Origin of the sequence: Streptomyces sp. NPDC000075, from assembly GCF_040301925.1 — a bacterium.
Classification (GTDB): domain Bacteria; phylum Actinomycetota; class Actinomycetes; order Streptomycetales; family Streptomycetaceae; genus Streptomyces; species Streptomyces polychromogenes.
In genome coordinates this window covers 89,611-114,849 of record NZ_JBEPFL010000018.1, presented here as the reverse complement: position 1 = coordinate 114,849, position 25,239 = coordinate 89,611, and the positions used below count along the sequence as shown (strand labels likewise).

At 75.0% G+C, this 25,239-nt stretch carries 22 protein-coding genes and 1 tRNA gene; 20 read left to right on the top strand and 3 right to left on the bottom strand.

All coding sequences use genetic code 11. The features are described 5' to 3' along the window. Nucleotides 1-46: 46 nt before the first annotated feature. A complete protein-coding gene (locus ABT403_RS21710; RefSeq protein WP_344156661.1) occupies nucleotides 47-1,048 on the bottom strand; it encodes an SEC-C metal-binding domain-containing protein in 1,002 nt (333 codons plus the stop codon). Nucleotides 1,049-1,095: 47 nt separating this feature from the next. On the opposite strand from ABT403_RS21710, the gene ABT403_RS21705 reads away from it, so the two are divergent. The 4 genes from ABT403_RS21705 (at nucleotide 1,096) to ABT403_RS21690 (ending at nucleotide 4,518) form a co-directional block, all read left to right on the top strand. Then, nucleotides 1,096-1,965, top strand: coding sequence for a class E sortase (locus tag ABT403_RS21705; protein ID WP_344156658.1), 870 nt, complete (start codon nucleotides 1,096-1,098; stop codon nucleotides 1,963-1,965). 129 nt (nucleotides 1,966-2,094) lie between these two features. After that, the gene (locus tag ABT403_RS21700) at nucleotides 2,095-2,367 is read left to right on the top strand and encodes a DUF6412 domain-containing protein (protein WP_425580163.1); all 273 of its coding nucleotides are present in this window, start codon (nucleotides 2,095-2,097) and stop codon (nucleotides 2,365-2,367) included. A gap of 128 nt (nucleotides 2,368-2,495) precedes the next feature. Continuing rightward, nucleotides 2,496-3,167 (top strand): YidC/Oxa1 family membrane protein insertase, encoded by a 672-nt coding sequence (locus tag ABT403_RS21695; RefSeq protein ID WP_344156652.1) that lies wholly within the window; start codon nucleotides 2,496-2,498, stop codon nucleotides 3,165-3,167. A gap of 493 nt (nucleotides 3,168-3,660) precedes the next feature. Next, the gene (locus ABT403_RS21690; protein WP_344156649.1) at nucleotides 3,661-4,518 is read left to right on the top strand and encodes a fumarylacetoacetate hydrolase family protein; all 858 of its coding nucleotides are present in this window, start codon (nucleotides 3,661-3,663) and stop codon (nucleotides 4,516-4,518) included. A 133-nt stretch (nucleotides 4,519-4,651) separates the two neighbouring features. Here the strand turns inward: ABT403_RS21690 and ABT403_RS21685 are convergent, their stop codons facing one another. Beyond that, on the bottom strand, nucleotides 4,652-5,779 hold the full coding sequence (locus tag ABT403_RS21685) for a Gfo/Idh/MocA family oxidoreductase (protein ID WP_344156646.1): 1,128 nt from the start codon (nucleotides 5,777-5,779) through the stop codon (nucleotides 4,652-4,654). A gap of 55 nt (nucleotides 5,780-5,834) precedes the next feature. Between ABT403_RS21685 and ABT403_RS21680 the strand changes: the two genes are divergently transcribed. From ABT403_RS21680 to ABT403_RS21620, 13 genes are all read left to right on the top strand, one after another. Beyond that, nucleotides 5,835-7,238 carry an ROK family transcriptional regulator gene (locus tag ABT403_RS21680; protein WP_344156643.1) on the top strand — a complete coding sequence of 468 codons (1,404 nt, stop codon included), beginning with the start codon at nucleotides 5,835-5,837 and terminating at the stop codon, nucleotides 7,236-7,238. Nucleotides 7,239-7,891: 653 nt separating this feature from the next. Then, entirely contained in the window at nucleotides 7,892-8,674 is a 783-nt protein-coding gene (locus ABT403_RS21675; RefSeq protein ID WP_344156640.1) for a hypothetical protein, read from the top strand. A 196-nt stretch (nucleotides 8,675-8,870) separates the two neighbouring features. Further along, nucleotides 8,871-9,644, top strand: a complete 774-nt coding sequence (locus tag ABT403_RS21670; RefSeq protein WP_344156637.1) for a GntR family transcriptional regulator — start codon at nucleotides 8,871-8,873, stop codon at nucleotides 9,642-9,644. Between the two features lie 159 nt (nucleotides 9,645-9,803). Then, nucleotides 9,804-10,925, top strand: coding sequence for a TIGR03364 family FAD-dependent oxidoreductase (locus ABT403_RS21665; RefSeq protein ID WP_344156634.1), 1,122 nt, complete (start codon nucleotides 9,804-9,806; stop codon nucleotides 10,923-10,925). A 5-nt stretch (nucleotides 10,926-10,930) separates the two neighbouring features. After that, on the top strand, nucleotides 10,931-11,659 hold the full coding sequence (locus ABT403_RS21660) for a phosphonatase-like hydrolase (protein ID WP_344156631.1): 729 nt from the start codon (nucleotides 10,931-10,933) through the stop codon (nucleotides 11,657-11,659). Further along, nucleotides 11,656-12,705 carry an ABC transporter ATP-binding protein gene (locus ABT403_RS21655; RefSeq protein WP_344156628.1) on the top strand — a complete coding sequence of 350 codons (1,050 nt, stop codon included), beginning with the start codon at nucleotides 11,656-11,658 and terminating at the stop codon, nucleotides 12,703-12,705. Before ABT403_RS21660 ends, ABT403_RS21655 begins: the two co-directional genes overlap by 4 nt. Beyond that, nucleotides 12,698-13,660, top strand: a complete 963-nt coding sequence (locus ABT403_RS21650) for a 2-aminoethylphosphonate ABC transporter permease subunit (RefSeq protein WP_344156625.1) — start codon at nucleotides 12,698-12,700, stop codon at nucleotides 13,658-13,660. The genes ABT403_RS21655 and ABT403_RS21650 overlap by 8 nt, the downstream gene beginning before the upstream one ends. Continuing rightward, on the top strand, nucleotides 13,647-14,444 hold the full coding sequence (locus ABT403_RS21645; RefSeq protein WP_344156622.1) for an ABC transporter permease: 798 nt from the start codon (nucleotides 13,647-13,649) through the stop codon (nucleotides 14,442-14,444). Before ABT403_RS21650 ends, ABT403_RS21645 begins: the two co-directional genes overlap by 14 nt. Nucleotides 14,445-14,494: 50 nt before the next feature. Next, nucleotides 14,495-15,586, top strand: a complete 1,092-nt coding sequence (locus ABT403_RS21640; protein WP_344156620.1) for a 2-aminoethylphosphonate ABC transporter substrate-binding protein — start codon at nucleotides 14,495-14,497, stop codon at nucleotides 15,584-15,586. 64 nt (nucleotides 15,587-15,650) lie between these two features. Then, complete coding sequence (locus ABT403_RS21635; RefSeq protein ID WP_344156617.1) at nucleotides 15,651-17,234, top strand: alkaline phosphatase family protein; 1,584 nt, start codon at nucleotides 15,651-15,653, stop codon at nucleotides 17,232-17,234. 119 nt (nucleotides 17,235-17,353) lie between these two features. Continuing rightward, the gene (locus ABT403_RS21630; protein ID WP_344156614.1) at nucleotides 17,354-18,133 is read left to right on the top strand and encodes an HAD-IIA family hydrolase; all 780 of its coding nucleotides are present in this window, start codon (nucleotides 17,354-17,356) and stop codon (nucleotides 18,131-18,133) included. A 98-nt stretch (nucleotides 18,134-18,231) separates the two neighbouring features. Beyond that, nucleotides 18,232-18,834, top strand: coding sequence for a hypothetical protein (locus ABT403_RS21625; protein ID WP_344156611.1), 603 nt, complete (start codon nucleotides 18,232-18,234; stop codon nucleotides 18,832-18,834). Continuing rightward, nucleotides 18,831-19,493: a class F sortase gene (locus ABT403_RS21620; RefSeq protein ID WP_344156608.1), complete on the top strand. Its 663-nt coding sequence runs from the start codon at nucleotides 18,831-18,833 to the stop codon at nucleotides 19,491-19,493. Before ABT403_RS21625 ends, ABT403_RS21620 begins: the two co-directional genes overlap by 4 nt. A 76-nt stretch (nucleotides 19,494-19,569) precedes the next feature. Here the strand turns inward: ABT403_RS21620 and ABT403_RS21615 are convergent. Then, nucleotides 19,570-19,643 (bottom strand) — tRNA-Lys (locus tag ABT403_RS21615). A 216-nt stretch (nucleotides 19,644-19,859) separates the two neighbouring features. Here ABT403_RS21615 and ABT403_RS21610 point away from each other — a divergent pair. The 3 genes from ABT403_RS21610 to ABT403_RS21600 all read left to right on the top strand — a co-directional run bounded on the left by ABT403_RS21610 (nucleotide 19,860) and on the right by ABT403_RS21600 (nucleotide 25,218). Further along, nucleotides 19,860-21,533 (top strand): peptidoglycan-binding protein, encoded by a 1,674-nt coding sequence (locus tag ABT403_RS21610; RefSeq protein WP_344156605.1) that lies wholly within the window; start codon nucleotides 19,860-19,862, stop codon nucleotides 21,531-21,533. A gap of 1,187 nt (nucleotides 21,534-22,720) precedes the next feature. Beyond that, nucleotides 22,721-24,391 carry an SPFH domain-containing protein gene (locus ABT403_RS21605; RefSeq protein WP_344156602.1) on the top strand — a complete coding sequence of 557 codons (1,671 nt, stop codon included), beginning with the start codon at nucleotides 22,721-22,723 and terminating at the stop codon, nucleotides 24,389-24,391. A gap of 215 nt (nucleotides 24,392-24,606) precedes the next feature. After that, complete coding sequence (locus ABT403_RS21600) at nucleotides 24,607-25,218, top strand: lytic polysaccharide monooxygenase auxiliary activity family 9 protein (protein WP_344156599.1); 612 nt, start codon at nucleotides 24,607-24,609, stop codon at nucleotides 25,216-25,218. Nucleotides 25,219-25,239: the final 21 nt, after the last annotated feature.

Genomic DNA, 25,239 nt, shown 5'->3' with positions numbered 1-25,239 from the left:
GATGGTTGAGGAGGATCTTTCTCGGCCAGTTATTGACTGGTTTGGATCAGTTCGCTGCCCCGTGGCACTCCGCGTACGGCTTGCCTGAGGTGCACCAGCAGGGGGACGTGGGGGTGGGGGGCCAGGGGGTGGCTTTGCCTCGGGCGGCCAGGGTGGTGGCGTATTCCGCCAGGAGGGACGGGGAGGCCGGGGAGGACTTCTCCGAGGCGGCGAAGGCCTCGTACGAGGGGACGCTGCCGGTGACGATGCCGAGGTTCGTGGTGCCCGAGGCGGCCAGGGCGCGGAGGGAGGCTTCGACCTTCTTCAGGTGGGCCTCGTGGGACGGGTACTCCGCCGCGAGGGTGGGGTAGCCCGTCAGGAGTTCGGCCAGTTCGCGGGCGGGCCAGTGGAGGATGGCGACCGGGAAGGGGCGGGAGAGGGCGGCGCGGCGGTCGCCGAGTTCGGCGCGCAGGCGGGCGATCTCCGCGCGGAGTTCCGCCGGGTCGTTGGAGCCCAGGGCCCAGATGCGCTTGGGGTCGTGGAGCTCGTCCAGCGGGATCGGGCCGATGTGGCGGGTGTCCGCGACCATGTCCCAGTCGTCGTGCGGGAGGGCGAGGAGCCGGCGGACGCGGTGGCGACCCGTCAGGAGCGCGGTCGTGGCCTGGGTGAGGGGGGTGTCCTCCGAGGTGAGGAGGGTCGCCGCCTCCGTGAAGCACTCGTGGGAGGCCTCCAGCTCGTCGTGGGATTCGAGGGCCTCCGCGATCACCTCCCAGGGGGCCGGGTCCGTGGGGGCCGCGGCGCGGATGCCGGAGATCAGTGCGCGGGCCTCGGCCTCGTGGCCGTACTCCCACAGGTTCGCGGCCTGGCGGGCCTTGATCAGGTGGGGGTTGGAGGGCGAGGCCGAGAGGAGGCGGTCGTAGAGGGCGCTCGCGCGGTCCCTGGCGTCGCCCAGTTCGAGGTGGGCCGCGGCCTGGAGGAGCAGGGGCTCCTGGTCCTCGGGGTAGCGGGTCGCCGTGCGGATGAGGCGCTCGGCTTCGGCGATGTGCTCTGCAGGCGTGTCGGGGCGCATGGTTCACACCGTACTGCCGCTGGTCAGTTGAGGGGGGAAGTCTTAGGGTGCCCGCCGTGCGGGATCAGGTGCGTGTCGTGGTGCAAGGGGGCGGACGGCGGACGGGCCGGGCCGGGCTCGCGGGGCTGCTGTGGGTGGCGGCTGAGGCGCTGACCACGGTGGGGGTGGTGGTGGCGTTGCTGGTGGTGCACCAGGTGTGGTGGACCAATCGGCAGGCCGTGGCCGGTGCGCAGGAGCAGGTCAGGGCTTTGGAGAGGGCTTGGGAGGGAGGGGGAGGCGGGGGAGGAAGGGTGGGGGGTTCGGGGGGTGGTGTGGATGAGGGGGCGGGGGTGGTCGAGGGGGGCTCCGGTGGTTCTGGGGAGGGGAGTGCGGGGGTGTCGTCGCCCGGTGTGGGGGGTGGTGGGGGGAAGGGGGCCGGGCCTGCGCCGGCGGGTTCCGGTTCCGGTTCCGCGCCCGCGCGGGACGAGGCGTACGGCGTGTTGCGGATTCCCCGGCTCGGGCTCTCCGTGCCCGTCGCGGAGGGGGTCGGCCGGCGGGCCGTGCTGGACAAGGGGTACGTGGGGCACTACCCGGGGACGGCCCAGCCGGGGGCGGAGGGGAACTTCGCGCTGGCCGGGCACCGGAACACGCACGGGGAGCCGTTCCGCTACCTGAACCGGCTGCGGGAGGGGGACGAGGTGTCCGTCGACCTGCGGGGGAGGCGGTACACGTACGTGGTGGGGAAGGTGCTGGCGGAGACGAGCCCGGGGGACGTGGGGGTGATCGCGCCGGTGCCGCGGAGCTCGGTCAGGCCCGGGTACGGGTACGAGAGCGCCGGGTCCTACATCACGCTGACGACGTGCACGCCCGAGTACACCTCTACGTACCGGCTGGTGGTCTGGGGGACCCTCAGGAACGTTGTCAGTGCGACCCGTTAGGGTGTGGGTACGTATCGGTTTCGATCGTCAGTTCTGGTGAGGCGGGGGGTGGTTCGCGTGGGTCGTCGTGAGGTTCGGCGGTTCAGTGTGTCCTCCTTCCTGTTCCACGAGGGCTCCCGCGCGGCCCGGATGCTCGTCGGGCTCCTGCTGCTCGGCGGGGTCCTCGGGCTGCTGTCCGGGGAGACCGGGCTGGCGGCCGGGGTGGTCGTGCTGGCCGCGGCGGTCGCCGTGGGCGCCGCGCTGCTGGCGGCGTGCCTCGTGCGGCCCGTGCCGCCGCACCGAATACGTACCGCGATCCGTGATCGCGAGCAGCGCACGGCGTTCCTGCCGCAGCGCGATCCCGACGCTTCGGGCCGGTCGCGGCCCAGGGCGCCCGGCCGTCTGGTCCTGACGGCCGCGTAGGGGCGCGCAGTGTCTTCCGCCATTGCCTTCTGCTTCCGCACCGACTGAACGCTGTTGCCGCCCCGCGCGGGTCGTCACGCCGAAATGCACTTCTTTCGACGTTTGACGAGACCCCTCGGAGGGCCCGCGTGTCCGTTTTCACTCATCTCGTTGCCGAGCTGGGCCGGCTCCTGGAGCCGGTACTGGCCGAGTCCGCGACCGCTGCCGCGATCGTGCTGTTCACCCTGCTCGTACGGCTCGCGCTGTTCCCGCTGGGGCGTGCCGCGTTCCGTGCGTCGACGCCCGTCGCGGGGTGCCTGCCGGTGCTGTTGCAGCTGCCGGTGTTCTTCCTGATGTACCGGTCGTTCTCCTCGGGGGACGAACTCCTGGACCACCGGCTGTTCGCGGCGCCCCTCGGGGGCCGGTGGGCCGAAGCGCTGGAGCAGGGTGGTCTGTTCGGGGCGCAGGGGCTCGTGTTCCTCGGGCTGTTCGCCGCTATCGCGGTGGTGGCGGCGTGGAGTGCGGTGCGGGGGCGGCGGGCCGCCGCGGCCGCGCCTGCCGTGGCGCCGGTCATGCCCCGGGTGAAGGGGGCGGGCGGGGCTCCGGCCGCGCCGAGCGCGGAGCAGCTGGCGGCGATGCGCCGGCTGGGCGGCGTACTGCCCCTGCTGTCGTTCGGAACGCTGATCACCGCCGCCGTCGTGCCGCTGGCGGCGGGGCTGTACCTGCTGACCACCACGGCCTGGTCGGTCGCCGAGCGGGCCTGGCTCCAGCGCCGGTCGCCCCGGACGGCGGTCGGCGCGACGGCGGGGGCGGCGGCCTGAGCGGCGGCTTGAGCGGTGGGCTGAGCGGTGGGCTGAGCCGTGGGCTAGGTCCGGTGTTCGGCGCGGCGGCCGGGGCGGCCCGGGCGGTGGGCTGGGCGGTGGGCTGCCCGGCTGCCCTGCCGACGGACGGGGTCGGCGTCGGGGGCGGGCTGAGCAGCTGCCCGGCCGGTGTGCGGCGCGCTGGCCGGGGGCGGTCTGGGGGGGCCTGAGTGGCCTGCCCGGCTGGTGGTCGGGGGCGGGGGGCGGGTCTGTGGTGGGGCTGCGCTCGGGGCGGGGGTGGTCTGCGGGGTGGGTGGCGGTCCGGGGTGTCGGCGGGCTGTGGTGGGGGCGGCCTGCGGGCGGGGGTGGAGGGGGGCGTTCCAGTCTGTGAACAGGGTCTTGCGGATTGGTCGGGCATCTTGGAGGATCAGCCAATCCTCCGATGGCCGCAACCCATCGGCCGGCCCTCGGGCATGCCCGCGGGTCGACCACCCACGACCACGGGAGAATGCCCATGAAGCTGCTGCGTGTCGGACCCGTCGGGTCGGAGCGCCCCGCGCTGCTCGACCAGGACGGGACCCTGCGGGACCTGTCCGGCCTGATCACGGATGTGGACGGGGCCCTGCTGGCCGACGACTCCGTGCTGTCCCGCGTACGGGACGCCGCCGCGGGCGGCGAGCTTCCGGTGCTCGACGCGGAGGGCCTGCGCATCGGCTCCGCGGTCGGCCGGATCGGCAAGGTCGTGGGCATCGGCCTGAACTACTTCGGGCATGCGGCCGAGGTCGGCGCCGAGCCGCCGGCCGAGCCGATCCTGTTCCTGAAGGCCGCGGACACCGTGGTCGGCCCGGACGACACCGTGCTCATCCCGCGCGGCAGCGTGAAGACCGACTGGGAGGCCGAGCTCGGCGTCGTCATCGGCAGCACCGCCCGCTACCTGGCCTCCGCCGAGGAGGGCCTCGCGCACGTCGGCGGCTACACGCTGGTCAACGACGTCTCGGAGCGCGAGTTCCAGATCGAGCGCGGCGGCACCTGGGACAAGGGCAAGAACTGCGAGACGTTCACCCCGCTCGGCCCCTGGCTGGTCACCGCCGACGAGATCCCGGACCCGCAGGTCCTGGACGTCAAGCTGTGGGTCAACGGTGAGCTGAAGCAGGACGGCAACACCGCGGACCAGATCTTCCCGGTGGGCGAGGTCGTGCGGTACCTGAGCCAGTTCATGACGCTGTACCCGGGCGACGTGATCGTCACGGGTACCCCGGCGGGCGTGGCCATGGGCCAGCCGGAGCCCAAGCCGTACCTGCGGGCCGGTGACGTCGTGGAGCTGGAGATCGAGGGGCTCGGCCGTCAGCGTCAGGAGTTCAAGGGCGCGTAAGTGACGTAGTGCCGCAGCGCCGTACGGCGAGGGGGAGGGGCGGGCTGCCCGGGGCGGCCCGCCCCTTCTCGTTCGCGCGGCGTCGGCCGGGAGCATCTCGATCGCCGCCCGGGGGTCCCCGGTGCAGGACGGATCAGACGGCGACGACCGACCCCTCACGGGACGAAGCGCGCGCCGCCTCCAGTACCGCCAGGCAGTGCGCCGCCTCGTCCGCCGTGACCGGGGCCGGTCCGCCCGTGCGCAGTGCCTCCGCGACCGCCGCGTAGTACGCCGGGTAGTCGCCCGGGACCGTCGGGACGGGGTCCCCGCCGCCGGTCAGCGGGGACTCGCCGGAGCCGAGCCGCCCCCACAGGTGCTCCGGCTCCTCGCCCCACGCCGGACCGTCCGCACCGCCCGGCCGCAGGCCCTCGCGCAGGGCGGCCTCCTGGGGGTCCAGGCCGTACTTGACGTAGCCGGCCCGCGAGCCGAGGACGCGGAAGCGCGGTCCGAGCTGGGCGGCGGTGGCGCTGACGTAGAGGTGCGAGCGGATGCCGTTCGCGTGCGTGATCGCGATGAACGTGTCGTCGTCGGCCTCGGCACCCGGGCGGCGTACGTCGGTCTCCGCGTAGACCCGTACCGCCGGGCCGAACAGCACCAGCGCCTGGTCGACGACGTGGCTGCCGAGGTCGTACAGCAGGCCGCCGATCTCCTCCGGTGCGCCGGACTCGCGCCAGCCGCCCTTGAGCTGGGGGCGCCAGCGCTCGTAGCGGGACTCGAAACGCTGGATCTCGCCGAGTTCGCCGTCGGCGAGGAGACGGCGGACGGTGAGGAAGTCGTTGTCCCAGCGGCGGTTCTGGAAGACGGAGAGGAAGGTGCCGGTCCGCTCGGCGAGCGCGGCGAGGTCGCGGGCCTCGGCGGCGGTGGCGGCCAGGGGCTTGTCCACGACGACGGGGATGCCGGCGGTGAGGGCGGCGGTGGCGAGCGGGACGTGGGTCTTGTTGGGGGAGGCGATGACGACGAGGTCGACGGGGGACTCGTCGTCGGCGCCCGTGCGCTCCCACAGGTCGTCGGCGGAGGCGATGACGCGGACGCCGGGGTACGCCTCGCGGGCCTGTGCCTGCCGGCCGGGGTCGGAGGTGACGACGGTGTCGAGGGCGAGGCCCTCGGTAGCGGAGACGAGCGGGGCGTGGAAGACGGAGCCGGCGAGTCCGTAGCCGACGAGCGCTACGCGCAGGGGAGCGGAGGCGGAGGTGGGGGAGGTGGGGGTGGGGGAGGCGTTCATGGGTCCACTTTGGCAACAGCGTTGCGTAAGTGCAAGGAGGGTGGACAATGGCTGGGTGAACAGGCAAAACGCGGACGGTGGCCGAGGCGGCGGCGGGGTGAACCTGCCGGTGGTGCGCGGGCACAACGAGGCCCTGCTGCTGGACCTGCTGCGCGCGGCGGGGCCGGTGGGGCTGGGGCGTGCCGGGCTCGCCGCCCGTACGGGGCTCACCCCGCAGGCCGTCAGCAAGATCACCGCCCGGCTCGCGGCGGAGGGCCTGGTGGCGGAGGCCGGCCGCGACGCGTCGACCGGCGGCAAGCCGCGCACCCGGCTGCGGCTGGTGCCGGGCGCGCGGCACGCGGTGGGGGTGCACCTGGACCGCGACGAGCTGAGGGCCGTACGGGTCGACCTGGTGGGCGGCGTGGTCGCGGAGTGGTCGGGTCCGCTGGACTTCGGGGCGGGGCCGGACGTGGTCGTGGACGCGGTCGTACGGGCGGTGGCGCGCGTTTCGGACGGGGCGGAGGGGTCGCGGCGGCTGCTCGGGGTGGGCGTGGCCGCGCCGGGGCCGCTGGACTGGCGCGGCGGGGTGCTGGGGCGGGTGACGGGTTTCCCGCAGTGGGAGGGGTTCCCGCTGCGCGAGGTGCTGGCGGGGCGGCTGGGGGTGGCGGTGGTGGTGGACAAGGACACCAACGCCGGTGCGGCGGCGGGCGGGTTGAGTGGTGCGGGTGGGTCCTGGGCGGGTGGCCTGGGTGGCCTGGGTAGCTTGGGTGGCCCTGGTGGGTCGGGTGTGCTGGGCGGTCGGGGTGGCCCGGGTGGGCCGGGTGCCCCGGGGGGCCCTGGTGGGTCGGGTGGTCCGGGCGGTCGGGGTGGGTCGGGTGTGGCCGGTGGCCCCGGTGGGTCGGGCGGGCCGGGCGGTCCGGGTGGCCCTGGTGGGTCGGGTGTGCTGGGCGGTCCGGGTGGCTCTGGTGGCCCGGGCGGCCCGGCTGGTGAGTCGGGCGGCCCGCGTGGTGGCGGGCCGGGGTTGGACGGGCCGGGGGCGGGTTCTGCCGTGTACCTGCACGTCGGTACCGGGCTCGGGGCGGGGCTGTGGCTGGACGGTGCGGTGTACCGGGGTCCGCGGTCGGGCGCGGGGGAGTTCGGGCATCAGGTGCTGCTGCTGGACGGGCCGCGCTGCCGCTGCGGGGGCCGGGGGTGCCTGGAGGTGCTCTGCCTGGAGGCGGTGGCCCGGGGAGACCTGGCGCGGGCGGCGCGGGTGCTGGGGGAGGGGGCGGCGAACCTGGTCGCGCTCCTGGACGTCGACCGGGTGCTGCTGGGGGGCCGGGTGGTGGCGGGGGCGCCGGAGGTGTTCGTGCGGGGGGTGCGGGAGGTGCTGGCGGCCCGGGCCCTGACGGCCGACCCGCCGGTGGTCGGGCTGGCGCCGGCCGGGGTGGCGGAGGGGGCGGCGGAGCTGGTGCTGGCGCCGGTGTTCGGGGGCGGGTGACCTGGCGGCGGGCCGTGCGGTCCGAGCGGCCTGTGCAGCCCGTCCGGCCGCAGGCTGCCCGGGTGGCCCGGGTGGCCCGGTCGGCCCAGGTGGCCCGTGCGGCCCGGTCGGCCCGCGCGGCCCGTCCGGCCCGGGTGGCCTGGGCAGAGCCCGGTCGGCCGGGTGGCCTGTGCGGCCTGTCCGGCCCAGGCCCGGGTGGCCCGGGTGGCCAGTCCGGCGTGTGCGGCCAGTCCGGCGTGTGTGGCCAGTCCGGCCTGTGCGGCCAGTCCGGCCCGTGCGGCCCGTGCGGCCCGTGCGGCCCGTGCGGCCCGTGCGGCCCATGCGGCCCATGCGGCCCGTCCGGCCGTGGGCGGCCCGTGTGGCCTGTGCGTCCCGTGCGTCCCGTGCGGGACGGTCGGCCCGTGCGGCCTGGGCGCCCCGCGCGCCCCGTGCGGCCTGGGCGGAACGGTCGGCCGTGCGGACCGGTCGGCCCGTCCGGACCGTCCGGTGGGTGGCGGCCGGGGGTGGTCCCCGGGGCCATCCGGGGGTAAAGCGGGAGGTGTCGGGCGTGGGGGTGGGGGTGGGCGTGGGGGGCGTGGGAAGGTGCGGGCGGGGGCGGGGTGATTGTCGCCTCGTCCGATCATCACTCCGTCCGGCGAGCAGCGAGGTCTTCCATGCGACTGCGCAACGCCCTTGCCCTCACCGCCCTCCTCCTCTCCCTCGCCGCACCCTCCGCCACCGCGGACGCCGGCTCGGGCGGCCCGCCCCACCCCGCGCCCGCCCCCGCGATGCCGGCACCCGCCCTGCCCTCCCGGGCCCGTGCCAGCTGTGGGGACGGCAAGAGCGGTGCCTTCCCGATCGGGGCCCGGATCCGTGGCGGACCGGTGGTCTACCGGGCCGGCGGCGGCCCCCAGAGCTGGCTGCTGGACCTGACCAACACCACCGGCGCCACCTGCACCGCCATCCACCCCGTCATCGTGTTCACCGACCCCGCCCGCGCCCTGCGGCCCGCCCACCTCCGCATGGACTTCGAGGCGCCCGGCGGCCGTTACCCCGTCAGCCTGGAGCGCAGCGACCGCGACGAGATCGTCGCGGTGTTCGACGGCAAGGACGCCTTCCCCGGCTTCTCCGTACCGGCCGGCGGTTCCGCCACCGTCAAGGTCCAGCTCTCCTTCGCCCCCGACGCCCCCCTCGGCGAGGTCGTCGCGGACGCCGCGGTCGTGCAGCGCAAAGGGGACGACGGGGAGTGGGTCGGCGAGGCCGGCGGGTACCGCTTCTCCGTGGAGGGCCCGGAGGACCCCGAGGACTCCGTGACGGCGGGGTCGCTCGCGCACACCGGGCCCCGGGAGTGGGCCTACGGCGCCGGCGCCGCGGCCGCCCTGGCCGCCGGCGGTGGCCTGCTGCTGGGCGCCCGCCGCCTCCGCCGGGCCACCGGCCCCCACCGCCCGCGCCCGTAGGCCGCTCCAGGCCCCCGCCGCCCGCGCCCGTAAGCCGCCCCCGGGTCCCGCCCGGCCCCGCCCCGCCCCCACCGCCCGGCCCCGGCCGCCCACCGTCCGACCCTGGCCGCCCGGCCCGGCCCCACCCGCAGCAGCCTTCGCGGAGGCCCCGTCGGCCCGGCCCCGTCCGTACACCTCGCGCACGTACAGTCCGACCGTGGAAGAACAGACCCCGTACCCCGCCCCCCACCGCCCCGGCTCGCCCGTCCGTTCCGGGATCCCCGAGCACGGGCGGATCCCCAAGTACTACGCCGTCAAGGCCCGTATCGCCGATCTCCTCGACGAGCTCGGCGAAGGCGGGGCGCTGCCCACCGAGCGGGATCTCGCCGAGCGGTACGAGGTGGCCCGCGAGACCGTGCGGCAGGCGCTGCGGGAGCTGCTGCTGGAGGGCCGGCTCCGCCGTGCCGGCCGGGGCACCGTCGTCGCCGGACCCAAGCTGGAGCAGCCCCTCTCCCTCGCCAGCTACACCGAGGGCGTGCGCCGCCAGGGCCGCCGGCCCGGCCGTCACCTCATCGGACTGGAACGGTTCCCCTGCCCGCCCGAACTCGCGCGCGGCATCGGCGCCGAGGCGGGGGAGCCCGTCTGGCACCTGGAGCGCGTCCTGCTCGCCGACGACGAGCGCGTCGGGCTGGAGAGCACGTACGTCCGGGTCGCCCGCGCCCCCCGCCTCGACGTCGATTTCCAGCCGGACTCCTCCTTCTACGGATACCTCCGCGACAGCCTCGGCATCTCCTTCGGGGACGCCGACGAGAAGCTGGAGACCGTCCTCGCCACCCCCCGCGAGGCCCTCCTCATCGGCACCCCGCCCGCGCTCCCGATGCTCCTCATCCACCGCTTCTCCAGGGACCAGGACGGCCGGCCGCTGGAGCGGGTGCGTTCGCTCTACCGCGGCGACCGGTTCAGCTTCACGACCCGGCTGCGGCCCGAATAGCCGCACCGAATAGTCCACCGAAACGGAACATCAACCCCATAGCCGGACCAATTCAAGTCACGGAACGATAACGGGTCTAGTCCAAGCGTCGAGGGCTGTTCACCGGCCCGTCGCCCACCCGATCCTCCGGGGTCACGGACCGGCCCGACCGTGAACGGCGTGAGAGTCATAGTCGTCGGAGGCGGCGTGGTCGGCACCATGCACGCCTGGCAAGCAGTCCAACGCGGCCACGAGGTCGTCCAGATCGAGCGCGAGGCCGAGGCCCGCGGCGCCTCGCTGCGCAATTTCGGCCAGATCTGGGTCAGCGGCCGGGCCGGGGGCGAGGAGCTCGACACCGCCCTGCGGGCCCGCGAGCTCTGGGAGCGGATCGGCGCGGAGGTGCCCGGCCTGGGCTTCCGCGCCATCGGCTCCCTCACCCCCCTGCGCAACGCCCGCGAGTACGCGGTCGCCGAGGCGGCCGTCGCCCGCCCCGACGCCGCCGCGCGCGGCTACGCACTGGTCACCGCCGCCGAGGCGCGGGCGATCAACCCGGCCCTGCGCGGCGCCTTCGAGGCCGCCCTGTGGTGCGAGCGGGACGCGGCCGTCGAACCGCGCACCGCCCAGCTCCACCTCCGCGAAGCCCTGGCCGCCTCGGGCCGCTACACCTTCCTGCCCGGGCGTGAGGTCCGCGACCTGGCCGGCCCCGCCGCCGTCCGCGACGACCACGGCGACGTCCACCGCGGCGACGCCGTCGTCCTCGCCACCGGAGCCTGGCTCTCCGGCCTGGTCCGTGAACTCGTCCCCGACCTGCCCGTGCGCCGCGTCCGGCTCCAGATGATGCAGACCGCCCCCCTCGGCGAGCCGCTCACCACCTCCGTCGCCGACGCCGACAGCTTCCGCTACTACCCCGCCTACCGCAGCGACGCGCTCGACGTCCTCAACGCCGAGCAGGCCCAGACGCCCGTCGCCGCCGCGCACCGGATGCAGCTGCTGATGGTCCAGCGCCGGGACGGCGGCCTGACCATCGGCGACACCCACGAGTACGAGCACCCCTTCGCGTTCGACACCCTCGAAGACCCCTACGAGCACCTCACCCACGTCGTCGAGTCCTTCCTGGGCCGCCCGCTGCCGAAGATCAGGCACCGCTGGGCCGGCGTGTACGCGCAGTGCACCGACACCGGCCGCGTCGTCCACCGCCAGCAGGTCGGCGAAGGCGTCTGGCTCGTCACCGGACCGGGCGGCCGCGGCATGACCTGCTCGCCCGCCATCGCCGAAACCACCGCGAACGAACTGGGCTGGTGAGCCGCATGACCAACGGGAACACGGACACGAACACGGACACGGACACGCACCGCAGGCTGATCGTCCTCGACATGGCCGGCACCACCGTCGCCGACGGAGGCCTCGTCGAGCGCGCCTTCGAAAGCGCCGCCGACCGCCTCGGCGTCGAGCCCGGCACCGCCGACCACGCCGCGAAGCTCCAGTACGTCCGCGACACCATGGGCGAGTCGAAGATCTCCGTCTTCCGCCACCTCTTCGGTACGGAGGAACGCGCCCGGCTCGCCAACACCGCCTTCGAGCAGGCCTACGCCGAACTCGTCGACGGCGGCCTCGTCACCGAGGTCCCCGGAGCCCGCGCGACCATCGAGCGGCTCCGCGCCGACGGCCACACCGTCGCTCTGACCACCGGCTTCGCCCGCGTCACCCAGGACGCCATCCTCGACGCCCTCGGCTGGCGGGACCTGGCCGACCTCACCCTCTGCCCCGCCGACGCCGGCGGCCGCGGCCGCCCGTACCCCGACATGGTCCTGGCCGCGTTCCTGCGCACCGGCGCCGTGGACGACGTGCGCGAGACCGTCGTCGCCGGGGACACCGCGTACGACGCGCTCAGCGGCCGGCGCGCCGGGGCGGGCGTCGTCGCCGGGGTCCTCACCGGCGCCCACGAGCGCGACGCGTTCACCCGCCACGGAGCCACGCACGTCCTCGGCTCCGTTGCCGAACTGCCCGCCCTGCTCGCCGAGCCGGGGTCGTCGTGAGCGGCATCCGCTTCGACTCCGTCTCGGTCGCCTACCACGGCACCACCGTCCTGGACTCCCTCGACCTCACCGTCGAACCGGGCGAGGTCATGGCCCTGCTCGGCCCCTCCGGCTCCGGCAAGACCACCGCCCTGCGCGCCGTCGCCGGCTTCGTCCGCCCCGTCCGCGGGCGGGTGCTGATCGGCGGCCGGGACGTCACCGCCCTGCCCCCGCACAAGCGGGGCATCGGCATGGTCGTCCAGCAGTACGCCCTCTTCCCGCACATGCGGGTCGAGGACAACGTCGCCTTCGGCCTGCGCGCCCGGAAGACCCCCAAGGCCGAGATACCGGCCCGGGTCACCGAGGCCCTGGAGATGACGGGGATGGCCGCGTACGCCCGGCGCTACCCGCGCGAGCTCTCCGGCGGACAGCAGCAGCGGGTGGCCATCGCCCGCGCCCTCGCCATCCGCCCCGGCGTCCTCCTGCTGGACGAGCCCCTCTCCGCCCTGGACGCGCAACTGCGCTCCGGGATGCTGGCCGAACTGGCCCGGCTGCACCGCGAACTCCCCGACGTCTCCATCCTGTACGTCACCCACGACCAGGTGGAGGCCCTCACCCTCGCCGACCGGATCGCCGTCATGGACCGGGCCCGCCTCCAGGACTGCGGCACCCCCCGGCAGCTGTACCGGGCACCGCGTACGGAGTTCACCGCGTCCTTCGTCGGCAACGCCAACCTGCTCCCGGTGACGGTCGCCGACGCCGGAGCGGTCTTCGCGGGCCGCCCGCTGGCCCTGGACCGGGGCCCCGCGGCCCCCGGCTCCACCGCCACCCTGTGCGTACGCCCGCACCTGCTGGGGCTCGGCGAGGGCCCCAACGCCCTGCGCGGCACCATCACCGAGGTGCAGTGGCGCGGCTCGACGCACCGGCTGTACGTGGACGTCGACGGCCACCGGGTCAAGGCGGACCTCCCCGAGCTGCGCGAGACCCCGGCCCTGGGCGACGAGGTCACCCTCCACTTCGAGCCCCGCGACGCGGTGCTCCTGGCGGCGGGGGTCACCGATGGCTGAGACCGCCCGGCCCCCGGCCCCCCGGCCCCCGGCCGCCCCGCACCCGGCCCCCCGGCACCCCGCCGCCCCGCACCCCGCCGCCCCGCACCCGGCCGCCCGCCAGCCGGCTCCCCGGCCCCCGGCCGCCCCGCACCCGGCCGCCCCGCCCCGGGCCGTCTGGGCGCTGCCGCCCGTCGCCCTGCTCGGGCTGGTGTTCCTCTACCCCCTGGCCCTCGTCGTCCAGCAGTCCCTCACCCCCGACGGCGGCGGCGCCTTCGACGCCTACTCCGCCGTCTTCGCCTCGCACGCCTTCCGCGAGGCCCTCGGCACCACCGTCTGGCTGGCCCTCGCCGCCACCGCCGGCTGCCTGCTCCTCGGCTTCACCCTGGCCCTCGTCATCGCCTTCGTCCCCTTCCCCGGGGCCAAGGCCGTCGCCAAGTTCATCGACGTCTTCCTCTCCTTCCCCTCCTTCCTCATCACCCTCGCCCTCCTCTTCATCTACGGCACCGTCGGCATGGCCAACGGCCTCTGGACGGACCTCCTCGGCGGCACGGAGGGCCCGTTCCGCTTCCTCACCACGCCCTGGGGCGTCCTCCTCGCCGAGATCACCTACTTCACCCCCTTCGTGATGCGCCCCCTGCTCGCCGCCTTCTCCCAACTGGACACCGCCCAGCTGGAGGTGGCGGCCGGCCTCGGTGCCCGCCCCGCCCGGATCATCCGGCAGGTGATCCTCCCCGAGGCCCTCCCCGCCCTCGCGGCGGGCGGCAGCCTCGTCCTCGTCATGTGCCTCAACGAGTTCGGGATCGTCCTGTTCACCGGGGCCAAGGGCGTCACGACCCTGCCGATGCTCGTCTACGGCAAGGCGATCCTCGAATCCGACTACCCGGCCGCCTGCGTGGTCGCCGTCGTCAACATCGCCCTGTCCATCGGTCTGTTCGGCCTCTACCGGGTGGTGGGCAAGCGTGCTGGTGCATAGCCGGGGCGGCCGCTGGGCCGCCTGGACCCTGTTCGGGATCCTCTTCGTCCCCCTCTTCGCCCTGCCCCTCCTCGTGGTCGTGGCCGCCTCCTTCGCCACCCACTGGTCCGGCGCCCTCCCCTCCGGACCGACCACCGCGAACTATGCCTCCGCCGTCCAGGGGGAATCCCTCCAGGCCCTGACGACCTCCCTGGTCACCGCCCTGGCCGCCAGCCTGGTCGCGCTCACCGCCGGCACCTGGGCCGCCCTGGCCGCCGGCGCTCTCGGCCGGCGCGGAAAGCGGCTGCTGGACGCGCTGTTCATGCTGCCCGTCGCCGTGCCCTCCGTGGTCGTCGGCCTCGCCGTCCTCGTCGCGTTCAGCAAGCCGCCGGTGCTGCTCAACGGCACCAGCACGATCGTGGTCCTGGCGCACACCGTTCTCGTCACGGCGTTCGCCTACCAGTCGGTCTCGGCCGCCATGGTGCGGCTCGACCCCGCGTACGAGCAGGCCGCCGCCTCCCTGGGCGCCCGTCCCGCGTACGTGCTGTGGCGGGTCAGGCTGCCCCTCCTGCTGCCGTCCCTCACGGCGGCCGCCGGACTCTGCTTCGCCCTGTCCATGGGCGAGCTGAGCGCCACGATGATGCTCTACCCGCCGGACTGGACGCCCCTCCCGGCCCGGATCTTCACCGCCACCGACCGCGGTTCGCTCTTCGGCGGATCCGCCGTCGCCGTGGTGCTGATGGCCACCACCCTGCTCGTCCTCCTGGCCGTCTCGCGCATCCGCACCCGCGCCTCCTACCGCTGAACCCCGCGCCGCCCCCAGCCCGCACACCCCCGTCCCCGTAAGGAATCCCCATGTCCAGAGCGCTCCCGCTCCGCGCCGCCACCGCCCTCACCGCCGGTCTCGCCCTCGCCACCACCCTCACCGCCTGCGGCGGCTCCTCCCCCACCGCGGCCGACGGCTCCGGCTCCCAGGGCGGCGGCGCGAAGACCGTCACCGTCTACAGCGCCGACGGCCTCAAGAGCGACAAGGGCGACGGCTGGTACGACAGGGTCTTCGCCGACTTCACCAAGAAGACCGGCATCGAGGTCAAGTACGTGGAGGGCGGCTCCGGCGAGATGGTCCAGCGCGCCGTCCGCGAGAAGACCAACACCCAGGCCGACGTGCTGATCACCCTGCCGCCCTTCATCCAGCAGGCCGACGGCAAGGGCCTGCTCCAGGCCTACGCCCCGCAGGGCTCCGACAAGGTCAACGGTGCCGACAAGGCCGCCGACTCCACCTGGACCTCCGTCGTCAACAACTACTTCGGCTTCGTCTACAACAAGAAGGAGCTGCCCTCCGCCCCCAGGACCTGGGAGGAGCTCCTCGACGCCAAGTACAAGGGCAAGCTCCAGTACTCCACCCCCGGCGTCGCGGGCGACGGCACGGCCGTCCTCGTCAAGGCCGTGCACGACTTCGGCGGCAAGGACCAGGCGATGGACTTCCTGGGGAAGCTCCAGGCCAACAACGTCGGCCCGTCCTCCTCCACCAGCAAGCTCGCGCCCAAGACCGACAAGGGCGAGCTGCTCGTCGCCAACGGCGACGTCCAGATGAACTTCGCCCAGTCCAAGTCCATGCCGAACCTCGGCATCTGGTTCCCCGCCAAGGACGGCGGCAAGCCCACCACCTTCGCCCTGCCGTACGCGGCAGGCCTGGTCGCCAAGGCCCCGCACGCCGACAACGGCAGGAAGCTCCTCGACTACCTGCTCAGCGAGGACGCCCAGAAGCTGGTCAGCGAGGTCGGCGGCGGCTTCCCCGCCCGCACGGACGTCAAGCCCACCGATGCCAACGCCATCGAACTCACCAAGCTGATGGGCGGCGTCGAGGTCTTCGAGCCGGACTGGGCCGACATCGACAAGAACCTCACGGCCTACGTCGACGCGTGGAAGTCCGCGACCGGCAGCTGAGCCTCGACCCGCCGCACCCGCACGCGCACACACCACACACACCCACTTGCTCCTGGAGGAGTACGTGTCCCCTGTCCTGCGCGGACGCACCCTCGCCGTGACCGCCACCGCCACGGCCCTGCTCGCCACCACCCTCGGCCTCACCACCCCGGCCTCCGCCACCCCCGGCGACCCCAAGGCCACCGCGGAAGCGGCCGCCAAGGCCGCCGCGGCCGCCCCCCGGACCGCCACCGGCTCCGCCGGCAAGGTCCTCGTCATCGGCCTCGACGGCGTGGTCCTCGACCGCGTCGAGGCCGCCGACGCCCCGAACCTCAAAGGCCTGATGGCCGAGGGCCTGACCGCCCGCAGCACCCTCTACGCGAGCCCCATGGCCGCCACCTCCTCCGGCCCCGGCTGGTCCACCGTCGCCACCGGCGTCTGGCCCGACGAGCACGGCGTGAAGGACAACACCTTCACCGGCAAGAACTACGCCGCCCACCCCGACTTCCTCACCCGCGCCGAGAACGCCAACCCGGCCCTCAACACCTACGCGGCCGCCGACTGGGAGCCCCTCACCTCCACCGACGCGGGCGGCCCGGTCTTCTCCGCCAAGGTCGACAAGCGCCTCTCCCTCAAGGGCGACCGCGACGGCTACGGGTCCGAGGACCCGAAGATCGCCACGGCCGCCTCGGCCGAACTGCGCGACGGCAACCCCGACGCCTCCTTCGTCTACTTCGGCCAGGTCGACGGGGCCGGGCACTCCTACGGCGCCGCCAGCCGGCAGTACCTCGACGCCATCGGCCGCGTCGACACCCTCGTCGGCCGGCTCCTCACCGCCGTCAAGGCCCGCCCCGCATACGCCCAGGAGAACTGGAAGATCCTGGTCACCACCGACCACGGCCACACCGACGCCGGCGGCCACGGCGGCTCCACCCTCCAGGAGCGCGGCACGTTCGTCATCGCCAAGGGCGCCGGCATCCCCGCCGGTTCGGTCCGCGACGACGTCAAACTCGTCGACGTCGCCGCCACCGCCCTCGCCCAGGTCGGCGTCCCGGCCACCGGACTGGACGGCGTCCCCCTCGACTCCCCGGACGACGACCCCTTCGACACCCTGCGCCCCGCCCTCCAGGCCCGCGTGGACGAGACCGGCATCCCCGCCGGGATGAAGGGCTTCACGCACACCCCGCCCGCAGGCTGGTCCGTGGACAACTCGAAGATGGGCACGGGCGGTGTCACCGAATGGGCCGGATGGGCCTTCGCCACCGACGAGTTCTGGAGCCAGGCCCAGCGCGACCAGTGGCGCGAGCTGAACGTCCGCTCCCGTGACGTGTTCGCCGTCGCCGACTCCGACGAGTGGGACGACAAGACCCACACCGGCACCTTCGACTCCACCCTCGTCACCCCCGCGTGGGCGGTCACCGGCGGCACCACGCGCACCCTGGACTTCCGGACGCACTACCGCCACGAGGCGGGCCAGACCGCCCAGGTCCTCGTCTCCTACGACGGCGCGGCCCCGGTCGTGGTGAAGACGTACACCGCCGACGCCGTCGCCAAGGCCGAGTCCCTCCCGCTGCGGATCCCGGCGGGTGCCACCGACGTCCAGGTCCGCTTCCGCTACAGCGGGTCCAACAACTGGTTCTGGACCGTCGACGACGTCCACCTCCGCTAGGGGCCCCGTTAGGCCGTCCGGGCCGTGGACGCCCCCGGCGTCCGCGGCCCGCGCCCGCTAGGGTGGTGGTACAGACCACAGACCCACAGGTCAGAGGCGACCAGAGCGGAGAGAAATCCGTGGCAGAGCGCAAGCCGATCGAATCCTGGCTCACCGACATGGACGGGGTCCTCATCCACGAGGGCACCCCCATCCCCGGCGCCGATGCCTTCATCAAGCGGCTGCGCGAGTCCGGCAAGCCCTTCCTGGTCCTGACCAACAACTCCATCTACACCCCGCGCGACCTCCAGGCCCGGCTCAGCCGCATGGGCCTGGACGTGCCCGTGGACAACATCTGGACCTCGGCCCTGGCCACCGCGAAGTTCCTCGACGACCAGCGCCCCGGCGGCACGGCGTACGTCATCGGCGAGGCCGGCCTCACCACCGCCCTGCACGACATCGGCTACGTCCTCACCGACCACGAGCCCGACTACGTCGTCCTGGGCGAGACGCGCACCTACAGCTTCGAGGCCATGACCAAGGCCGTCCGCCTGATCAACGCCGGCGCCCGGTTCATCTGCACCAACCCCGACGAGACCGGCCCCTCCACCGAGGGCCCGCTCCCCGCCACGGGCGCGGTCGCCGCTCTGATCACCAAGGCGACCGGCAAGAAGCCGTACTTCGCGGGCAAGCCCAACCCACTGATGATGCGTACGGGCCTCAACGCCATCGGCGCCCACTCCGAGACCAGCGCGATGATCGGCGACCGGATGGACACCGACGTGCTGGCCGGCCTGGAGGCGGGCATGGAGACCTTCCTCGTGCTGACCGGGCTGACCACGGTCGAGGACACCGAGCAGTTCCCCTACCGCCCGACCCACACGGTCGACTCCATCGCGGACCTCGTCGACCTCGTGTAGCCGTTGGCGCCTATGGCTGACACGTACGGGCCAAGAGAGCGCCGCTCCGGATGCGGAGCGGCGCGCCGCGCGTGAATCTCCTAGGGAGGAGGTTCACCATGCGAAGTTCTCTGCTCGCTCTCCGTGCCGCGACGGTGGCCGTGACCCTGGCGGCCTGCACCGCCGTGACCGCCCCCGCCGCCCTCGGATACGAAGGGGACCGCGGCGGTGTCTCCGTCGAGCCGAACCCGGCCGAACCGGGCGGGCGGGTCAAGATCCGCGTCCGCGCCTGCGAGGGTGACTGGGCGGTGGCCCGTTCCCCCGTCTTCGACTCGGAGGTCCGGCTGCGCAAGGGTCACGAGGACCCCCGCACCCTCTTCGGTGAGGCCGAGATCCGCCACCACGCCGACCCGGGCTGGCACGAGGTCCGGGTCAAGTGCGAGGGCCGGGACGACGGTCTGCGCGGCTCCCTGGAGATCCGCCACCGCGACCACCGCCCCGACCCCCACCACTCGCCCGTCTGGCCCGTCCATGCCGGCGGCGGGGCGATGGCCGCCCAGGTCGCCGAGACCACCCGGCTGGCCGCCGCAGCGAAGAAGAGCCACCACGGCGACGGCCCCGGCCTGCCGCAGACCGTCGTCGGCGCGGTGCTGGCCGCCGCGGCCACGCTGGTGGTCGCCGGCCGCGCGATGACCCTGCGCCGCCGCCGCAACGGCGGATGAGCGGGTCCGGGACCTCGGCCGGAGGCCGGCTGGTGTCCTTCACCGCCTGGTCGGTGCTGGTGCTCGGCCTGTGGCTGTGGGGCAAGGAGATCACCGGGGTGCCGGCCGGGCCGCCGTCCGGCCAGGCGGGCGGCCGGTCCGGCCCGGGCCTGCCGGCCGCGCGGGCCCCCCTGACGGCGGCGATGCCCGCGCGGGTCGACGTACCGTCCATGGGGGTGCAGGCGCCGGTGATCGCCCGGGGCCTGGACCGGCAGGGGGCGGTCGAGCCGCCGCCGTACGAGCTCCCCGGCACGGTGGGCTGGTGGGGCGCGGGTCCCGCGCCCGGGGCGGCGGGGGCCGCGCTGATGGTGGGGCACGTGGACACGAAGTCCAAGCCGGCCGTGTTCTTCGGACTGGGCTCGGTCAAGCCGGGGGAGAAGATCCGGGTGGCGCGGGCGGACGGGACGGTCGCCGAGTTCACCGTCGAGGACGTACGGGTCTACGAGCGCGCGGGCTTCGACCCGCACAAGGCGTTCGGGCCCCGGGTCGAGGGCCGCGCCGAGCTGAGGCTGGTGACCTGCGGCGGGACCTACGACAAGGCGGCCGGTCAGTACTCGGCGAACGTGGTGGTCTCGGCGTACCTGACGGGCGCGGGGACGCGGCCGGGGGCGGCGGCGTAGCAGCCGTCGCCGGGGCGCCCTCTGAGAAACGAGGAAACCCCCCGCAGCTTTCGCTGCGGGGGGTTTCCCTTGTCTGTGCGCCGCCAGGGACTCGAACCCCGGACCCGCTGATTAAGAGTCAGCTGCTCTAACCAACTGAGCTAGCGGCGCTTGCTGACAGGGAAAACTCTACCCCACCTCCAGGGGTGCTCATGACCAGCCGCGCCCGCGTTGTCCGATTAACCCATGTTTGAGGGGTTTGTCGTGCACGATATGTCTGGGCCGAACCGCATCTGACGCTCCGTCGGGTGTGGAGGGGGCCCGGACCGACGACGAGCAGGAGCGACCGGGCCCGGTCGGGCCCGGTCAGGGGAGTGGACGGAACGCATGACGACGCAGCCTCCGGTGCACGCGCAGACGCCGATGCCGACGCCTGTCTTCGAGGAGTTCGAGCCCGCCGGGGACTGCGCGTGCCCCGGGTGCGCCCAGCGGCGCCGGGCGCTGGCCCGGGGGCGGGCCATAGCGCTGCGGGACGCCGGGCTGCCGGCCGTACGCGGGGCCCGCCGGGCGCTGGTACTGGCCACGGCGGCCGGAGTGGTCCTGGGCGGCACCGGCTCGGCGGCCGCCCAGGCGGCATCCCACCCGACCCCGGCCCCACCCCGCCCGTCGGATCCCCTCACCCCGGGCCCGGGGCACGAGTCGCCCTCCGCGCCCGGGACGGGTCCGGCGCGGGGCGCGACCCCGGTGCACGGGGCGGCTCCCGCCCGCGAGGCGGGTCCCGCGCACGGGCAGGCCCCCGCCCCCGGGGCGGGTCTGGTGCATGAGGCGGGGCCGGCGCACGAGGCGGGTCCGGCGCACGAGGCGGGTCCGGCCCGGGGGGAGGCCGCCCCCCGGCCGGCCGGCCCGCGTCCGGCCGGGCCCGGGCCGGCGGCTCGGGACACCCCCGGCAGCCCGCAGGGCGGCCGGGCCCCGCTGCACGGCCGGCCGCGCCCCCCGTCGTCCGGGCCGGGCCGGCCGGGCGCGCCCTCCCTGGTGCGGCGCATCGACCGCGCGACGATCATCAACCGGGCGAAGCTGTGGCTGGAGGCCCAGGTCCCGTACAGCATGTCCGAGTACTGGACGGACGGGTACCGGCAGGACTGCTCGGGCTACGTCTCCATGGCCTGGAACCTCGGCACCAACGAGTGGACCGGCAGCCTCGACACCTTCGCCACGAAGATCACCAAGGACGAGCTGCTGCCCGGCGACATGCTGCTGTTCCACAACCCGGCGGACCCCAACAAGGGCTCGCACGTCGTCCTCTTCGGCGGTTGGGTCGACGAGACGCACACGCACTACATCGCCTACGAGCAGACCCCGCCGCTCACGCGGCGGCTGGCCACGCCGTACGGGTACTGGGAGAACGGCGCCAAGTACGTCCCGTACCGGTTCAACGGGGTGGCCGGCGGGGCCGTCCCCGGCGACTCGGTGCCGCCCGCGAAGGAGCCCTCGGCCACCTTCCCCGGCGCGTCCAGGTTCGGGCCCGGCGCCGACAACAAGTACGTCGCCGAGCTGGGCCGGATGCTGATCGACCGGGGCGCCCTGCGGTTCTACCCGAAGGGGCCGAGCACGAAGTGGAGCGAGGCCGACCGGCAGGCCACGGAGGCGTTCCAGCTGGCGCAGGGCTGGACGGGGGCCGACGCGGACGGCATCCCCGGCCCGGACACCTGGCGGCTGCTCGTCCAGCGGCAGGGCAACGACATCGTGCCGACGGGCCGTACGACGCCCCCGCCGGCCCCCCGTCCCGGCCCGCGCCCGGTCCCGCGGCCGGGCCCCGCCGGTGTCCCCGCCTACCCCGGCGCGAGCGTCTTCCACCCGGGCCGGACCCACCCGGCGATCGCCGCGATGGGGCGGCAGCTGGTGAAGAGGGGTTTCGGCACGTACTACTCCTCCGGCCCGGGCCTGACCTGGACGGAGGCCGACCGCCGCAACGTCGAGGCCTTCCAGCGCGCGCAGGGCTGGCGCGGCGCCATGGCCGACGGCTACCCGGGCCCGGAAACCTGGCGCCGGCTGTTCGCATGACGGAGGCAACGATGCACCCCAACCGCACCACGTCCACGACGGGCACGTTCCACCCCTTCCCGCCCTCCGCCGCACACCGGCCGGAGCCCGTGGCCGCCGCGTCGGCCTGGGCCCCGGACCCGACGCGCGTGGTCCGCGTCGGGGACGCCGCAGGCCCGGCCACGGCACCCCGCCCGACGGGCGCCACCCGCGCGGAGGTTCCGCCCGGGTCCGGACCGGAACACCCCGCCGGGGCGGACCCGACGGCCCGGACGAGGCCCATGGAGCCCCCGGCCGGGACCCGGCCCGCTCCCGCCCCGGAGGCGCACACGGCCGCTCCGCCCCAGGATCTGACGCCCCCAGCCCGCACGACCCCTCGGCTCCCGCAGGCACCGACCCCGGCTCGTACGGCGGCTCCCCTGCCGGGTTCGACCTCAGCGGCTACGGCGGCTCCCGCAGCGGAGGCACCAGCCCCTGGCCGCGCGGCTGTTCCGGGCCCGGGGGTCCCGGCTCCGGCCCATGCGGAGGTCCCCCTGCCGGGGCCGGCCCCGGCCGCTTCGACGGCTCCCGCCCCGGAGGCGTCGGCCCCTGGCCGTGCGGCCCGTCCGGACCCGGGGGTCACGGCTCCGGCGCGTGTGGCCGCTCCGGTCCCGGGGGTGGCGGCCCCGGCCGGTTCGGCGGCTTCCGTGCCAGAGGTGCCGGGCGGGGCCCGAGCGGCTGTTCCCGACCCGGGGGTGACGGCCCCGGCCCGTGCGGTCGCTCCGGCTCCGGAGGCGTCGGCCCCGGCTCGTACGGCTGCCCCTGTGCCGGAGGCGACGGTCGCGGCCCGCGCGGTGGTTCCGGCGTCGGAGACGTCGGCGTTCGCGCATGTGGTGGCGCCGGCGCCGGAGTTGACGGCTCGGGCCAGTGCAGCTGTTCCGGACCTGGCGGTTGCGGCCCATGCCCGCGTGGCAGCTCCGGAGCCGGAGGCGATGGCCCCTGCCCGCGTGGCAGCTCCTGTACCGGAGGTTGTGGCCCCTGCCCGTGCGGCCGTTCCGGTCCCGGACGTGCCGCCCACGGCCGCCCGGGCGGCCGGCCCCGTGCCGGAGGCGACGGTCGCGGCCCACGCGGCAGCTCCTGCACCGGAGGCGGCCCCTGCGCCTGTGGCGGTCCCGGCACCGGAGATGACGGGCCCTGGCCGTAAGGCCGTTACCGCCCCGGCCCCGGCGGTGGCGCACCTGCCGGGCGACACGCTTTCCCTGCGCGGGGTCGTCGCCCCCGAGCCGTCGGCCGGCCCGGCACGAAGTTCCGTACCCGAGCCGGAGCAGCCGGCCGCCCCGGCTCCCCGCACCGAGCCGCGTCCCCTCGCAGCCCGCACCCGTGCGCAGCAGCACGCGGAGCCCTCGCACCCGGCCGTCCCCGCCCCGCAGCACCATGCCGCCGGCGCGGAACCGCCCCACCCCGCCTCGCGGCCGCCCGCCGATGCCGGGTTCCGGACCGCGGATTCCCGCGCGGAGTCGCAGCCCCCGGCCGCCCGCGACGAGTCCCAGCCGACGGCCCCCCGCCCCAACGCGCAGCCCGCGGCCGCCCCGGCCGACGCGCAGCCCCCGGCCGCCCTCGCCGCGTCCCGCCCGACGGCCCCCCGCCCCGACGCGCAGCCCCCGGCCGCATCGGCCGACCCGCAGGCCGATGGCGCCGAGCGCTCCGGGTCACCGGCGGTCGCCGCCGTGAGGGGGGACGTGCCCGCCGCGCGGGGTGGGTCCGGGGTGCCCGGGCCCGGGGTGGCCGAGATCGTCGCGCAGGCCGTCGCCCGGGGGATCGACGGCAGGGAGGGGACGCGCGCAGAGGCGGGCCGGCTCGCCCGGCGCGGGCCCGTGCGGGGGGCGGCCGTGACGGAGGTCCCGGTCCACCTGCCGTTCGCGGCCCGGCCCCAGGCCCCCGCCGAGCCGCCCCGCCGCCCCGCCGAGCGCACGGCGGCCCCGGCGGCGCGCCGGGTGCCCCGCGGGGACGAGCGGCTCCGGGAGCACCGGGGGCCCGTACTGCCCGGCTGGATCGCCGTCGTCGTCGGCCTGCTCGCCCTCACCGGCTGCGCGGCCGTGCTGTGGCGGGCCGGGGTGGTCCCCGCCGCCCTCGTCGCCGCCTTCGGCATGCCCCCCCGCCCCTACCAGGGGCTCCGCGTCACCCACTGGCCCCCGCTGGCCTTCCTCGGCATCGTCACCCTCCTCTCCCTCGGCGGCCTCGGCCGCGCCAAGGCGGGCCACGCCTGGGTGCTCACCCTCTTCGGCCGCTACCGCGGCACCGTCCGCCGTACCGGCCTGACCTGGATCAGCCCCCTCCTGCTGCGGCGCCGCGTGGACGTGCGGCTGCGGCACTGGCGCAGCGAGCCGATGCCCGCCGTCGACTCCGGCGGCCTCGCCCTCCAGGTCGTCGTCCAGGTCGTCTGGCAGGTCCGGGACACCGCCCGCGCCACCCTCGCCGTCGAGGACCACATCGACTACCTCGCCGAGCAGGTCGAGTCGGCCACGGCCCGCGTCCTGTCCCGGCTCCCGGCCGACGCGTTTCACGACGACGCCCCCACCCTGCGCGACGCCGAGGCCGTCGGCGAGGCGCTGACCCGGACCCTGGCCGCCGAGACCGAGGCGGTCGGGATCGAGGTGTTCTCCGCCCAGCCGACCCGGATCGAGTACGCCCCGGAGGTCGCCGAGGCGATGCGCCGGCGCCGGATCGCGGCGATCGACGCCAAGCACCGGGACACCGTCCTGACCGCCGTCGTCGACGCCGTGGACGACACCGTCCACCGGCTGACCTCGCGCGGGATCGTCGATCTCGACGACTACGAGCGCAAGGCCCTCGTGAAGGACCTCACCGTCGCCTTCTACACCGGCAGGTCCGACCAGTAACAGCCGCACCTGACGCTCTCCAGCCGAAACGGGTGGCCGGTAACGACCGGACCACCCGTTTTCGCATGGGGATGGACAGGGCCAACTCCCGTCAATACTGTGGGACTTGGTCTAGACCTACCGCCCCCCGCCGGCGGAACTCCCGCCATCCCCAGCGCCCGTCCCCACGTGTGCGCACGCCCCGCCAGGCACTCCCCCCACACCCAAGGAGCATCATGCGTCCCTTCCGCATACCCGGACGCGCCGCCGGCGCCACCGCGCTCGGTGCCGCCCTCCTCGCCGGCGCGACCCTGCTCACCGCCCCCGCCGCGAGCGGCCACGGCTACACCGACACCCCCATCAGCCGCCAGAAGCTCTGCGCCAACAAGACCGTCCCCGACTGCGGCCCCATCCAGTGGGAGCCCCAGAGCGTCGAGGGCTACAAGGGCTTCCCGGCGGCCGGCCCCGCCGACGGCCAGATCTGTTCCGGTGGCCACAGCGAGTTCGCCCAGCTCGACGACCCGCGCGGCGGCACCTGGCCCGCGACCAAGGTGAACTCCGGCCAGAGCTTCGACTTCCGCTGGCAGTTCACCGCGAACCACTCCACCACCGACTTCAAGTACTACGTCACCAAGAACGGCTGGGACCCCACCAAGCCCCTCACCCGGGCCTCCCTCGACCCTCAGCCCTTCCTCGTCGTCCCCTACAACGGCGGCCGCCCGGACATGACCACCATCCACCGCGGCGCCATGCCCGCGGGCAAGACCGGCCGGCACATGATCCTCGCCGTCTGGACCGTCAACGACACCCCGATGGCCTTCTACGCCTGCTCCGACGTTCAGTTCTGACGCAACGTCAGTTACCCTCCG